At 73.9% G+C, this 13318-nt stretch carries 10 protein-coding genes, 1 tRNA gene and 1 riboswitch; of the genes, 8 read left to right on the top strand and 3 right to left on the bottom strand.

Going from position 1 to position 13318, the window contains the following annotated elements:
* The first annotated feature begins 52 nt into the window (after positions 1-52).
* The 4 genes from ACIQVD_RS27615 (at position 53) to ACIQVD_RS27630 (ending at position 6132) form a co-directional block, all read left to right on the top strand.
* Positions 53-1690 (top strand): beta-N-acetylhexosaminidase, encoded by a 1638-nt coding sequence (locus tag ACIQVD_RS27615; RefSeq protein ID WP_402292021.1) that lies wholly within the window; start codon positions 53-55, stop codon positions 1688-1690.
* Positions 1691-1919: 229 nt separating this feature from the next.
* Complete coding sequence (locus ACIQVD_RS27620) at positions 1920-2816, top strand: xanthine dehydrogenase family protein subunit M (RefSeq protein ID WP_282205819.1); 897 nt, start codon at positions 1920-1922, stop codon at positions 2814-2816.
* Positions 2813-3814, top strand: a complete 1002-nt coding sequence (locus ACIQVD_RS27625) for a (2Fe-2S)-binding protein (RefSeq protein ID WP_402292022.1) — start codon at positions 2813-2815, stop codon at positions 3812-3814. Before ACIQVD_RS27620 ends, ACIQVD_RS27625 begins: the two co-directional genes overlap by 4 nt.
* Positions 3811-6132: a xanthine dehydrogenase family protein molybdopterin-binding subunit gene (locus ACIQVD_RS27630; RefSeq protein WP_400692655.1), complete on the top strand. Its 2322-nt coding sequence runs from the start codon at positions 3811-3813 to the stop codon at positions 6130-6132. Before ACIQVD_RS27625 ends, ACIQVD_RS27630 begins: the two co-directional genes overlap by 4 nt.
* A 7-nt stretch (positions 6133-6139) precedes the next feature.
* Here the strand turns inward: ACIQVD_RS27630 and ACIQVD_RS27635 are convergent, their stop codons facing one another.
* Entirely contained in the window at positions 6140-7666 is a 1527-nt protein-coding gene (locus ACIQVD_RS27635) for a hypothetical protein (protein WP_402292023.1), read from the bottom strand.
* Between the two features lie 335 nt (positions 7667-8001).
* Here ACIQVD_RS27635 and ACIQVD_RS27640 point away from each other — a divergent pair, with 335 nt between their 5' ends.
* From ACIQVD_RS27640 to ACIQVD_RS27650, 3 genes are all read left to right on the top strand, one after another.
* Positions 8002-9381, top strand: coding sequence for a S8 family serine peptidase (locus ACIQVD_RS27640; RefSeq protein WP_402292024.1), 1380 nt, complete (start codon positions 8002-8004; stop codon positions 9379-9381).
* A gap of 114 nt (positions 9382-9495) precedes the next feature.
* Positions 9496-9819: a hypothetical protein gene (locus tag ACIQVD_RS27645; RefSeq protein WP_100838073.1), complete on the top strand. Its 324-nt coding sequence runs from the start codon at positions 9496-9498 to the stop codon at positions 9817-9819.
* Between the two features lie 7 nt (positions 9820-9826).
* Entirely contained in the window at positions 9827-11356 is a 1530-nt protein-coding gene (locus ACIQVD_RS27650; RefSeq protein WP_402292025.1) for a hypothetical protein, read from the top strand.
* Positions 11357-11467: 111 nt separating this feature from the next.
* Here the strand turns inward: ACIQVD_RS27650 and ACIQVD_RS27655 are convergent, their stop codons facing one another.
* Both ACIQVD_RS27655 and ACIQVD_RS27660 read right to left on the bottom strand, forming a co-directional pair.
* Positions 11468-12187, bottom strand: a complete 720-nt coding sequence (locus ACIQVD_RS27655; protein ID WP_402292026.1) for a DUF427 domain-containing protein — start codon at positions 12185-12187, stop codon at positions 11468-11470.
* Between the two features lie 149 nt (positions 12188-12336).
* Positions 12337-12411 (bottom strand) — tRNA-Cys (locus ACIQVD_RS27660).
* Between the two features lie 291 nt (positions 12412-12702).
* Positions 12703-12770, top strand: a riboswitch (guanidine-III (ykkC-III) riboswitch).
* A gap of 34 nt (positions 12771-12804) precedes the next feature.
* Here ACIQVD_RS27660 and ACIQVD_RS27665 point away from each other — a divergent pair.
* Positions 12805-13119 carry a multidrug efflux SMR transporter gene (locus tag ACIQVD_RS27665; protein ID WP_100838077.1) on the top strand — a complete coding sequence of 105 codons (315 nt, stop codon included), beginning with the start codon at positions 12805-12807 and terminating at the stop codon, positions 13117-13119.
* Positions 13120-13318 lie beyond the last annotated feature (199 nt).

Raw genomic sequence — 13318 nt, forward strand, 5'->3', positions numbered from 1 at the left:
ACCTCCCGAGTGGTCTATGCCAATCGGGGTGGTCCGGGGCAGGATGAGGCGCATGGACCTCATCCCCGCCCCGTCGCACGTCCAGGCCCGCAGCGACGCCCCGCCCTTCGTCCTGCACGCCGGCTCCCGGATCGCCGCCGCCCCCGGCGCCGAGGCCCCCGCCCGCCGGCTGCGCGCCGAGCTGTCCGCCGCCACCGGCTTCGACCTGGACCCGGCCCCGGCCGGGCAGGACGGCGACCTGCGGCTGGCGCTCGACCCGGAGCTCGGCGCCGAGGAGTACCGGCTGAGCGCCGACGCCGCCGCCGTCCGGCTCACCGGCGGCAGCGCCGCGGGCCTGGCGCACGCCGCGCAGACCCTGCGCCAGCTGCTCGGCCCCGCCGCGTACCGCAGCGCCCCGCTGCCCGGCGCGGACTGGAAGGTCCCCGCGGTGGAGATCCGCGACGCGCCCCGGTTCGGCTGGCGCGGCGCCCTGCTGGACGTCTCCCGGCACTTCATGCCCAAGGCCGGCGTGCTGCGCTTCATCGACCAGCTCGCCGCCCACAAGCTCAACGTCTTCCACTTCCACCTGACCGACGACCAGGGCTGGCGGATCGAGATCCGGCGCTACCCGAAGCTCACCGAGGCGGGCGCCTGGCGCGAGCGCTCGATGGTCGGCTACCGGGCCGGCGGCCGGCACGACGACCAGCCGCACGGCGGCTACTACACCCAGGACGACCTGCGCGAGATCGTCGCCTACGCCGCCGCCCGGCACATCACCGTCGTCCCCGAGGTCGACCTGCCCGGCCACAACCAGGCCGCCATCGCCGCCTACCCCGCGCTCGGCAACACCGACGTGGTCGACACCGCCGCGCTCGGCACCTGGACCGACTGGGGCGTCAGCGCGAACATCCTGAACGCCTCCGAGGCCACCCTGCGCTTCTACGAGCACGTGCTGGAGGAGGTGCTGGAGATCTTCCCCTCCACCTTCGTCCACCTCGGCGGCGACGAGTGCCCCAAGGACCAGTGGAAGCAGTCCGACGCCGCCCAGGCCCGGATCGCCGAACTCGGCCTGAAGGACGAGTTCGAGCTGCAGAGCCACGTCATCCGGCACTTCGACCGCTGGCTGGCCGAGCGCGGCCGCCGGCTGATCGGCTGGGACGAGATCCTGGAGGGCGGCCTGGCCCCCGGCGCGGCCGTGTCGTCGTGGCGCGGCTACGAGGGCGGGATCGCCGCCGCGAACGCCGGGCACGACGTGGTGATGTGCCCCGAGCAGCACGTCTACCTCGACCACCGGCAGGCCGACGGCGCGGACGAGCCCGTCCCGGTCGGCTGGGTGCGCACGCTGGAGGACGTCTACCGCTTCGAGCCCGTCCCGCCGCAGCTCGACGGGGCCGCCGCCGCGCACGTCATCGGCACCCAGGCGAACCTCTGGACCGAGTTCATGAACGACGGCCGGGACGTCGACTACAAGGCGTTCCCGCGGCTGGCCGCGTTCGCCGAGGTCGCCTGGTCCGACCTGCCGCGCGAACCGGCCGACCGCGACTTCGCGGACTTCGAGCGCCGGATGGCCGGCCACTACCCGCGGCTGGACGCGCTCGGCATCGAGTACCGCCGCCCCGGGGGACCGCTCCCCTGGCAGCGCAAGCCCGGCATCGTCGGCCGCCCGCTGGACGGCCCGCCCGGACCGTCCGGCGAGCACACCGCCCCCTGACGCCGGTGACGGAGCGTCAGCGGCGGGGAACTCCGGGCGAGGACCGCTCGTCATGACCGGGTGAACAACCGATCACCCCGGCCACGACCTGATCGCGGTCGCGCCCGGAGTTGTCCCGAGTTGTTCGGACCTGTCCGCCACCCGGGAAATGATCAGCGGTCTTTGTGTGCCAGAGTTGCCCAACCCGCACCGATCGCCCGTACCCTACGGGCGGCAGTCCGCACTGCAAATGGAGCACGGTGGGAACCTGGTGAACCGGACGATCATGTTGCCGGCCTCGGTGGACGAGGCGGTCGAAGCGCTGGCCGCCACCCCGGGGGCGGTGCCGGTGGCGGGCGCCACCGACCTGATGGAGGCCGTCAACGCCGGGCGGCTGCGGCCCGCCGCCCTGATCGGACTCGGCCGGATCACCGAACTGCGCGGCTGGCGCTACGAGGACGGCGGCACCGCCGTCCTCGGCGCCGGGCTCACCCACGCCCGGATGGACCGCCCCGACTTCGCCGCGCTCATCCCCGCCCTCGCCGACGCCGCCCGCACCGCCGGACCCCCGCAGGTGCGCAACGTCGGCACCCTCGGCGGCAACGTCGCCGCCGGCGACCCGGCCGGCGACACCCTGCCGGTGCTCGCCGCCCTGGAGGCCACCGCCACCCTCGCCCGGGCCGGCGCCGTCCGCGACGTGCCGATCAGCCACCTGCTCACCGGCCTCGACCCGCTGCGCCCCGGCGAACTGCTCACCTGGGTGCGGGTCCCGCTGCTGCACGCCCCCCAGGTCTTCCTCAAGTCCACCGGCCGCAGCGGCCCGGCCCGCGCCACCGCCTCCGTCGCCCTGGTCCTCGACCCCGCCCGGCGCGGCGTGCGCTGCGCCGTCGGCGCCGTCGCCCCCGTCCCGCTGCGGCCGCTGGAGGCCGAGAGCTGGGTGGCCGGCTGCATCGACTGGGACGCCCGCGGCGCCGAGGGCGCGGTGCTGATCGACCCCGCCGCGCTCGCCGCGTTCGGCGAGTACGTGGCGGGCGCGTGCGTCCCCGAGAACGGGGCGCACGGAGAGGGGGCGGGCGCGGCTGCGGCCCGCCTGCGGCGTACCGTGGCGGTGCTGGCCCGCCGGGCACTGGGAAGGGCGCTCAAGTGACGGACGAACTGCTGAACCACCCCGGGGCGCTCACCGCCGACGTGCGCCCCACCGCCTCGTACACGCTGCGGGTCAACGGCGTGGACCGGCCCGTCACCGACGCCTGGATCGGCGAGAGCCTGCTGTACGTGCTGCGCGAGCGGCTCGGCCTGGCCGGCGCCAAGGACGGCTGCGAGCAGGGCGAGTGCGGGGCCTGCTCGATCCAGGTCGACGGACAGCTGGTCAACGGCTGCCTGGTGCCCGCCGCGCTCGCCGCCGACAGCGAGATCAACACCGTCGAGGGACTGTCCGGCGCGGGCGGCGCCAGCGACGTCCAGCAGGCGCTCGCCGACTCCGGCGCCGTCCAGTGCGGCTACTGCACGCCCGGCATGGCGATGGCCGTCCACGACCTGCTCCAGCGCAACCACCGGCCCGGCGAGGTCGAAGCCCGCCAGGCGCTGTGCGGCAACCTGTGCCGCTGCACCGGCTACCGGGGCGCGCTGGCCGCCGTCCAGGCCGTCGCCGACGCCCGCGAGGCCGCCCTCGAAGCCGAACTGGAGGCCGCCGAGCAGGCCGCCGGACAGGCGCCCCCGGCCGGCGCTCCCGCCGCCGGGCCGCCGTCCTACCCCGACCAGGCCGGCGAACTCCCGCTGTACGCCGACTCCGAGCTCTGGCACGAGGCCGACCAGCCGGCCCCGCCCGCGCCCCCCGCCGGGCAGGACGACGGCACCCTGCGCACCGGCGGCTACGCCTACCCGCCCACCCCGCCGCACGGCACCCCCGTCCCGGCCGACTGGGCCGCCGACCCCGGGGCCCCCGGCGGCGCCGGTGCTCCCGGCCCGTTCGCCGGTCCCGGCGGTACCGACCCGTTCGGCACCACGGCCTACCAGGACGCGGGCCCCTACGACGGCACCGTCTACGCCACCGACGGGTACGGCCAGTACCCCGGCCACGACGCCACCGGCTACGACGCCACCCCCGCCCACGGCATCCGCCTCCACGAGGACGAGAACGCATGACCTCCGCCACCGAGCTCCCGGCGGCCGCCCCCGCGGACCACGAGACCGGCACCACCGGCCTCGGCACCTCCCCGCTGCGCACCGACGCCCTCCCCAAGGCCCTGGGCATCTACCCCTACGCCGCCGACCTGTGGGCCGAAGGGCTGCTCTGGGGCGCCGTGCTGCGCTCCCCGCACCCGCACGCCCGGATCGTCTCGGTGGACACCGCCCCCGCGCTCGCCATCCCCGGCGTGCACGCCGTGGTCACCGCCGCCGACCTCCCGGCCGGCCCCGACGGCACCCCCGACGGCGGCCCCGCCGGGTCGGCCGCCGCCGACCGCCCGGTCCTCGCCGCCGGCGTGGTGCGCCACCACGGCGAACCCGTCGCCGCGGTCGCCGCCGACCACCCCGACACCGCCCGGCTCGCCGCCGCCGCGATCCTGGTCGAGTACGAGCCGCTGGAGCCCGTCACCGACCCCGAGGCCGCCTTCCACGCCCCCCCGCTGCACCCCGACGGCAACCTGCTGCGCCACCTGCCGCTGCGCACCGGCGACCCCGACGCGGTCGGCGCGATCGTCGTCGAGGGCCTCTACCAGGTCGGCCGCCAGGACCCGGCCCCGATCGGCGCCGAGGCCGGACTCGCCGTCCCCCGCCCCGACGGCGGCGTCGAACTGCACCTGTCCTCCACCGACCCGCACGGCGACCGCGACCGCACCGCCGCCCGCCTCGGCCTCGACCCCGACCGGGTCCGCCTGGTCGTCACCGGCGTCCCCGGCGCCACCAGCGACCGCGAGGACCTCTCCTTCCAGGTCACCCTCGCCCTGCTCGCGCTGCGCAGCGGCCGGCCGGTCAAAATGACCCTCACCCGCGCCGAGTCCTTCCAGTCCCACCCCACCCGGCACCCCGCCCTGCTGCGCTACCGCCACCACGCCGACGCCGAGGGCCGGCTGGTCAAGGTCGAGGCGCAGATCCTGCTCGACGGCGGCGCCTACGCCGACGTCTCCGCCGAGGCGCTGGCCGCCGCCGTCGCCTTCTCGGTCGGCCCCTACACCTGCCCCAACGTCTTCGTCGACGCCTGGGCGGTGCGCACCAACAACCCGCCGGCCGGCCGGATGCGCGGCGAGGGCGCCCTGCAGACCTGCTTCGCGTACGAGTCGCAGCTCGACCAGCTCGCCAGGCAGCTCGGCATCGACCCGGTCGAGATCCGCCGCCGCAACGCCATGACCACCGGCGACCCGCTGCCCACCGGCCAGGCCGTCACCTGCCCCGCCCCGGTCGAGGCCCTGCTCGACGCGCTCGACGCCTCCCCGCTGCCCGCCCTCCCGCTGGACGACCCGGAGGCCGACTGGCTGCTGCCCGGCGGCCCCGGCGGCGCGGGCGACCCCGCCGCGGTGCGCCGCGGCATCGGCTACGCGGTCGGCATGGTGCACATGCTCGGCGCCGAGGGCGAGGACGAGGTCTCCACCGCGACCGTCCGGGTCTCCGGCGACCACGCCACCGTGATCTGCGCGGCCGTCGACTCCGGCCAGGGCTTCGCCACCCTGGCCCGGCAGATCGTCCAGTCGGTGCTCGGCGTCAGCGAGGTGTACATCGCGCCCGTCGACTCCGACCAGTCCGCGGCCGGCCCCGCCTCCCGCGGCCGGCACACCTGGGTCTCCGGCGGCGCCGTCGAGCGGGCCGCGCTGATGGTCCGCCACCAGATGCTGCAGCCGATCGCCGCCGACTTCGGGATGTCCGTCGAACTGCTCACCATCACCGACGGGAAGATCACCTCGTACGACGGCGTGCTCGGCATGCCGGTCAGCGAGGCCCTGGAGGGCCGCGAGCTCTGGGCCACCGCCCAGTGCCGGCCGCACCCCACCGAGCCGCTCGACCCCGAGACCGGGCAGGGCGACGCCTTCGTCTCCATCGCGTTCTGCGCGATGCGCGCCGTGGTCGACGTCGACATCGAACTCGGCGCCGTCCGGGTCGTCGACGTCACCGTCGCCCAGGAGGTCGGCCGGGCGCTGAACCCCCGGCAGATCGAGGACCGGATCGAGGGCGCCGTCGCCCAGGGCGTCGGACTCGCCCTGCTGGAGAACCTGCGCACCGAGGGCGGCGTCCCCGTCAACGCCTCGCTCACCGGCTACCGGCTCCCCACCGCCCTGGACACCCCCGACGTCCGGATCGCCGCCCTGCTGGAGGAGCGCGACGTGGTCGCCCCGTTCGGCGCCAAGGCGGTCAGCGCGGTGCCCGCCGTGGTCGCCCCCGCGGCGGTCGCCGCCGCCGTCCGCGCCGCGACCGGGCTGCCGGTCGGGCGGCTGCCGATCCCGCCGGAGGACGCCACGCTGCCCGTCTGACGCCCCGTCACTTCTTCCGGGCGGCCGCCGCCGCCGTCGTGGTGCGGACGTGCTCCGCCCAGGCCGCCTGGAACGCGTCGGCGCTCCCGCCGGTCGCCTCGGCCAGCTGCTGGGCGTACTCGCTCGGCCTGGCGTAGTGCGCGGCGACGAAGGCGAACGCCCGGGCCTCCCCGTAGGTCGCCGCCAGGTACCGCACGGCGTCGCCGCTCAGCGCGTAGTTCGCGGACCTGGCCCCGGCGGTGTCCGCGTAGAACTCGCCCTGCTCGCCCGGCAGTCCGCCGTCGAAGCGCACCTCGCGCAGGTCGCCGACCAGCTCGTCGCGGGCCGCCGCGTCCTCGCCGCGCAGCGCCATGAACTCGGCGAAGCCCTCCGCCACCCAGTCGTGCGGCTGCCCCTTGCCGGTGGGCGAGGGCCACTCGGACAGCAGCGTCGCGACGATCGCGTGCGCCATCTCGTGCCGGCCGATGTCCGTCACGCCGTCCTGCCAGCGCGAGCCGGTGAACCGGCTGTCGGTGGTGTCCATCACGATCCGGCTGCCGCCGACCGTCATCCCGCCGCCTGCCGTCCCGCCGCTCGCCGTCCCGCTGCCTGCCGTCCCGCCGCCCGCCGTGCTCCGGGCCGCCCCCTCGGCCGCCACCACCGGCATGTTGACGCCGGCCTCCAGGCTGTCGTCCTGCTTCCCGTCGCCCTGGTACAGCTTGTTGTAGACCTCCCGGTTCTTCTCCAGCACCACGAAGAACCCCCGCGCGCCCCGCCGGCCGCCGGCCGGCACCGGCGCGTACTGCTGCCAGGCCGCCAGGTCGTCCCCCGCCGCCCGGGCCAGCACGTCGACGTCCCGGTCCAGCTCGGCCTCCTGGCCCTTGTCCGCCATCGCCACCAGGTGGTCGCGCACCCGCACCGACAGGTCGTCGTACACGTCCCACGGGGCCGGGTAGTAGCCGGCGTCCAGGCTCTTGCCCTGGTGGTCCCGCACCGCCCCGACCCCGGTTATCACCTCGGTGCCCGACTCCACCGGCAGCACCTGCCACCCGTACTCCTCGGCGATCGGCAGGTTGTCCACGTCCTTCACCTGGTGCACGAAGTCCACCCGCAGCCGCCCGTTCAACGGCGAGTTCGACACCTCCCAGCGCGCCGTCTCCCACGGCACCTTCAGCAGGTTCCGGAACACCAGCCGCTGCCGCTCCTTCACCTCCCCCGCCGCGAACGGCCGGACGAACCCCTCCTCGTCCCCCGCCGCCAGCGCCCGCGTCAACCCGTCCGCGACCCGCCGCCAGTTCTCCTGCTCCACCACGTACGCGGGCGTCGTCGCCCCCTTCCGCCCCACCTGCAGGTACGCCGTCCCGCCCACCGCGGCCACCACCACCAGCACCACCAGCGCGATCCCCAGCACCCCCAGCGCCCGCGACCCCCGCCCCGGCGGCTGCGGCGGCGGGTACGCGGGCTGCCAGCCCTGGCCCTGGTACGGCGGGGGCGGGAACCCCGGGTACGACTGCTGCCCCGGCACGGGCGCGCCGGACTGCGGCGGATGCGTCAAGAGTTCCCCCAAGGACGAACGACGCGCCATTCATAGCACAGCCCCCGACCACCTCCACCAGCCCTTTCCCCCACCGGCGGTGCACGAACGAGACCGGTTCCCCGGCGGTGGGCGTCCAGCGGCCCTCGTCCGGCCCCACCCCGTATCGCCGGTGCCGCGGTGGCGCGCGGTCGGAAACGCCGCCCGGCCGTCCGCAGTCGCCGCGGGGCGGTGAAATGTAGTGGCCCTGCCACGAGAGGCCGGTGCCAGGGCGGGTGACGGACGATACGATCGAACCGTCCTGTGTTCCGGGGGCGCTGCGAGAGCGAACGGGCTGTCTACTGACGGGGTGTTTGATGGGGCTGGCCAGACTGACGGGCGCGCTCGGCGCGACCGCTTTGACAGCGGGCATGCTGTTCGCCGGCGCACCGGCGGCGTCGGCGGACCAGGTGCGGGACGCGCAGTGGGCGAACGCGTACTTCGACCTGGACAAGGTGTGGTCGGTCAGCAAGGGCGACGGCGTGATCGTCGCGGTGATCGACACCGGGGTCAAGGCGAATCATCCGGACCTGTCGGGGTCGCTGCTGCCCGGGTACGACCCCGGCGGCCAGGGACGTGAGATCAAGCCGACCACTGAGCACGGGACGGGCATGGCGAGCCTGATCGCCGGTCACGGGCACGGCAACGGCGAGGGCGTGACCGGCCTCGCGCCCGGAGCCAAGATCCTGCCGATCTTCCACGGGGACGGCGGCGCGATGCCGCAGGGCATCAAGTGGGCGGTCGACCACGGTGCCAAGGTCATCAACATCTCCCAGGTCACGGATCTGGTGGAGCAGGACTCCTTCACCGATGCGGTGGCCTACGCGCTCCAGCACAAGGTGCTGATCGTGGCGGGCACCGGCAACGACGGGGGGCCCGTCCGTCCTCCGGCGAACGTTCCCGGGGTGCTCGCGGTCGGTGCCGTGGACAAGAACCAGAGGATCTGGCCGCAGTCGAACTACGGCCCCGAGGTCATGTTGACGGCACCGGGTGTCGACATCGTGATGGCCGGCAGCGGCGGGTCGGGCTCCTGCACCTCCCAGTACTGCATGGCTGACGGCACCTCGGACTCCACCGCCTACGTCTCCGCCGCGGCGGCCCTGGTGTTCGCCAAGTACCCCGACCTCACGCCGGGTCAGGTGGCCAACCGGCTGGTGAAGACGGCCGCGGCTCCTGCGGGCGCCTCCAAACTGCCCGACAGCCACTACGGATACGGTGTCGTCCGCCCGTACCAGGCCCTGACCGCAAACGTTCCGGCCGGATCCGCGCAGGGGCCGCTCGCGGCGGCCGCCGGTGCCGCCGCTCCGTCGGCCGGTGCCGGGGCGACGCAGGAGACGAAGGACCCGGGCAGTGACGGAGTGGGGACGGGCGGGCTCGGTTCCCCAGGGGCGGTGCCGGGCGTCAAGCAGTCGTCGTCGGGATCGGCCCTGCCCCTGGTCCTCGCCATCGGCGGTGGGCTGGTCGTGCTGCTCATCGTGGTCATCGCGATCGCGGTGTCCAGCAGCCGGAAGCGCAACCGCAACCGCGCACAGGGCTTCCAGGCCCAGGCCGGGGTCTCGTACGGTGCTGCACCGGGGTGGCCCCCGGCCCAGCAGCAGCCGTACGGTCAACCGGGCCAACAGCCGCCGCCGTACGGCTACCCACCGCAGCAGCCGCCTTACAACAATCCGTACCAGGACGGCAACCAATCGCGTTGACGGTGTGTTAGGGCATCGTCCGAACGCGATACGATCGAACGCTCTGACTGGGACAACCCGTCAGCCAGAGAGTTACCACGGGGAAGTTTCGACACTCCAGGGGGAGAGGGCCTCGTGTCCGACGGATACAGCGTCAACCCTGCAGAGCTGGAGGCAGTCGTCAAGCGACTGCGGGCCCTCCAGCAGAACATCAGCACCTGCGGGACCAACACCAAGTACAAGACCGACATCACTCAGGATGCCTTCGGCGGTGACTTCGTCGAGGCCCGAGCACTGTACAGCGCGCATGGGAACATGCAGGCGTTCCTGACCCAGACGATCTCGTCCATCGACGCGCTCATCAGCGAGTACGGCGACAAGACCCAGCTCGTCCACGACCGTTACGTGGGGCGTGAGGACGACGGCCAGTCAACCATGAACCAGATTCAGGCAGGGTGAGTCAGAGATGGCCGACACGACTCCATTCGACAGTTACGCCCTGATCCCGCTCAAGAACATGGTTTCCGGCTCAAGTCCCGAGCGGATCAAGGAAGTCGGGCAGCACTGGTTGAACGTGCACCAGGAGCTGACGCAGGCCGCCGCCGATCTTCAGGCGGCGATCGACCACGCCACCGCGAACTGGACCGGGGCGGCCTCGCAGGGCTTCGCCACGAAGGGCTCGCAGATCCAGCAGGGCATGGTCAGCACCGCCGCGCACGCGCAGAACACGTCCGTCGCGATGACCTACGCGGCGACCGCGCTCGAGCAGACCAAGTCGACCATGGACCAGATCAAGGTCCCGAGCTTCATGGACCGGGTCGGCAAGACCTTGAGCGACGGCTTCGCCAGCTCGGACGAGGGGTTCAAGCGCGACCTCGCGTCGGGCATGAACCGGATCGACGCGGTCAACAAGAACGCGCACGACCTGTCCGCCACCGAGGTCGCGCACCAGTACGCGATCGGCGTGATGGAGCACCTGGGCCCGCAGTACACCGAGGCCGCGTCGTACATGGGTACTGGCGACCACGAGGTCACGAGCCCGTCGAAGAACTTCCCGCCGGACCCGCCCGCCACGGTCGTGCCTCCCGGCCACACGCCGCCGAGCATGCCCAACCCGAAGTACCCGGGTGGGGTGCCGCCGCAGCAGACGACTCCGTCGAACGTCTCGCCGGGCCTGCCCTCGGTGCCGCAGCCGACGCAGCCCGGGCATCCGGTGGTGCCGGTGGTGCCGCCGGTGGGGTCGGTGCCGCCCGGTGGGGATCTGCCGCCGTTCACTCCGCCGACGTTCACGCCGACTCCGGTGCCGCCGTCCACGGGGATCCTGGGGGTCGACCCGCCGTCCGTGGGGTTGACGCCTCCGGGGTCGGTCGGTGGGCTGCCCGGTGGGGTGGGGACGTTGCCCGGTGGTGGGTCCGCTGGCGGTGGGACCGGTGGTGGCGGGTACGTGCCCGGTGGGTTGGGCGGTGGGTACCTGCCCGGTGGCGGGCTCGGCGGTGGTGGCCGGGTGTCGACCGGCGGGTTGTCCGGGGCCGGTGGCGCCGGTGGTGGTCGGGCCGGTGGCTCGGGTACCGCGGGTGGGGCCGGCCGGGGCGCCGCTGGTGGGGCCGCCGGTTCCGGGGCCGGTGGCTCGGGTTCGGGTGCCGCGGGGGCCCGCGGTGTCGCGGGTGCCGGCGGGATGGGCGGCATGCACGGCGGTGGCGCCGGTGGTGCGCGGGGCGGTGCGGCCGGTGGCAAGAGCGCTGCCGGCGGCCTGGTGCGCAAGGCCGGTGGCACGATCGGCGGTGCGAAGGCGGCCGGTGCCGGTGGACGGGCGTTCACCGAGGGCGGGTCGGGCATCGGGAAGGGGCGTGCCGGGCAGGCGGGCGCGGCCGGGATGCACGGCGGCTCGGGCAGCGGCGGCAGTAAGAAGAAGAACCAGGGGCACCGTCCCGACTACCTGGTCGAGGACGAGGACACCTGGCGCGGTGGCGAGGCCAACCCCGGCGTCATCGAGTAGCAGTCGGCTCGACCGGAGTCGGTAGGGGTGTGCGGCGGGCGCCGTCGGTGGTCCAGGAGGACCGTCGGCCGGCGCCCGCCGTCGTCGTAGCCGTCGTGCCCGCGGGGGCGCTCAGTCGACGTGCAGGGTGACCCGGTTGTCGTAGAAGGCGACCAGGCCGGCGATCTTCTGCGATTCGGCGAATGGGGTGGGGTACGTCCAGGCGACGTCCGGGTGGAGGGTGCCGCCGATCCGGACGGACAGGTGGTCGGCGGCGCCCTTGTAGGGGCAGTGGGTGGTGCGGGTGCCCGGTTCGAAGAGCGGGAGGACCAGGTCGGTGGGGGCGAGGTAGTAGCGGGTGGGCAGGCCGGTCTCGAAGAGCAGCCGCGGGGAGCGGGAGAGCGCCAGCAGGGTGCCGTCGAGTTCGACCCGGACGGTGCGGGAGGACGCCAGGATGTCGATCCGGGTGTACGGGGAGCGGGCGTGGGTGAAGACCTGCTCGTCCTCCTCGTACCAGGCGTCCATCGCCGCCCAGTCGAAGCGCAAGTGGTCGCGGAGCGCCTCGGCGGGGGAGTCGGGGTACTGGCGGACGGCGCGGGCGGCGGTGCGGCCGTTCGCGGCGAGGTCGAAGACCAGCGCGTCGCCGAGTGCGGGACGGTCGGCGGCCCGGTCGGCCGGGGTCAGCAGGTCGGTGCGGACGTCGGCGGCCGGGACGTAGTGGACGGGGTACTGCGGGCGTTCCCAGACCAGCAGGGCGCGGGTGGTGTCGGCCACCGCCAGCCCGCCGAGGTAGGTGCGGATGCGTTTGCCGCAGGGCTCGACCCGCGGCACGGTGCGGTCACTGGAGGGCATGACCGGTACAACGGCCGGGCCGGCGGGAGAATTTCCGGGCGGTCGAAAAGGAAAGGAAGAGGGAAAGGGAAAAGCCGGAAAACGGCGTGGAATTCACCGGCCGCCCGCGCGGGAACGACGGGCGGCCGGTGAATCGCGGATGGAGTGCGTGGAGACCATGACGGGAATCGAACCCGTGTAAACCGCTTTGCAGGCGGTTCCCTCAGCCACTCGGGCACATGGTCAGGGGTGGGGCGGGTGAGCACGCGCGGGCGTCAACGAGCCCGCGGGACAGGGAGGTTGCGAATCAAGCGCAACAGCGGCCGCGACGACAGGAACGCGTGCGACCCGGACAGGGGGCACAGGTGCGGGGCGCTGCGAGGGCCACCGTCTTCCTGTTCATCGCCATCTCCTGTCGTCCGGGTTCGCACCGGCTCGTTCCTTCGCTCCGGTGAATTCACTATAGCGGGCGGAAGCGGGGCGGAGTCAATATCCGTTCATGAATTCCGTGTGTCGCCGCCGTGCTACCGTCGATGGTGAGGCGGCCGTTCGCGGCGCGTCCCGGACGAGGTGCGTCGTACCCGGCACGACAAGACGGCGCGGTAGGTGGTTCGACTACTGCGGAGGAGTCTGTCGTCATGGCCTGGGTCGTTCTGATCGTCGCCGGAGTGCTGGAGACCGTGTGGGCGGTGGCACTGGAGGCGTCCAAGGGGTTCTCCCGGCTGGTGCCGGGCACGGTGTTCGTGGTGGCGCTGGCGCTGTCGATGGGCGGGTTGGCGTACGCGATGCGGAGCATCCCGCTGGGGACGGGGTACGCGGTCTGGGTGGGCATCGGCGCGGTGGGCACCGCGGTGTACGGGATGGTGGCGCTGGGGGACGCGGTGAGCGCGGCCCGGATCACCTGCCTGGTGCTGATCCTGTCCGGCGTGGTCGGGCTCAAGGCGCTGCACTGACGGACCGGTACTGACGGACCGGTACTGACGGACCGGTACTGGCGGACCGGTACTGGCGGACCGGTACTGACGGACCGGTACTGGCGGACCGGCACTGACAGACCGGCACTGACAGGCCGGCGGGGTGGTCCTAGGCCGTCGGACGGAGGCCCCGTTCCGCCCGCAGGTCAGGATCGAAACGCGGCCACGGCACTTACCA

Source organism: Kitasatospora sp. NPDC090308 (genome assembly GCF_044769485.1).
In the GTDB taxonomy this organism is placed as follows: Bacteria; Actinomycetota; Actinomycetes; order Streptomycetales; family Streptomycetaceae; genus Kitasatospora; species Kitasatospora fiedleri.

Bases quoted from the DNA above. Each gene is read 5' to 3' on its own strand.
- ACIQVD_RS27615 (WP_402292021.1), top strand. From the start codon at position 53: ATGGACCTCATCCCCGCCCCGTCGCACGTCCAGGCCCGCAGCGACGCC.
- ACIQVD_RS27620 (WP_282205819.1), top strand. From the start codon at position 1,920: ATGGAGCACGGTGGGAACCTGGTGAACCGGACGATCATGTTGCCGGCC.
- ACIQVD_RS27630 (WP_400692655.1), top strand. From the start codon at position 3,811: ATGACCTCCGCCACCGAGCTCCCGGCGGCCGCCCCCGCGGACCACGAG.
- ACIQVD_RS27640 (WP_402292024.1), top strand. From the start codon at position 8,002: ATGGGGCTGGCCAGACTGACGGGCGCGCTCGGCGCGACCGCTTTGACA.
- ACIQVD_RS27650 (WP_402292025.1), top strand. From the start codon at position 9,827: ATGGCCGACACGACTCCATTCGACAGTTACGCCCTGATCCCGCTCAAG.
- ACIQVD_RS27655 (WP_402292026.1), bottom strand. From the start codon at position 12,187: ATGCCCTCCAGTGACCGCACCGTGCCGCGGGTCGAGCCCTGCGGCAAA.
- ACIQVD_RS27665 (WP_100838077.1), top strand. From the start codon at position 12,805: ATGGCCTGGGTCGTTCTGATCGTCGCCGGAGTGCTGGAGACCGTGTGG.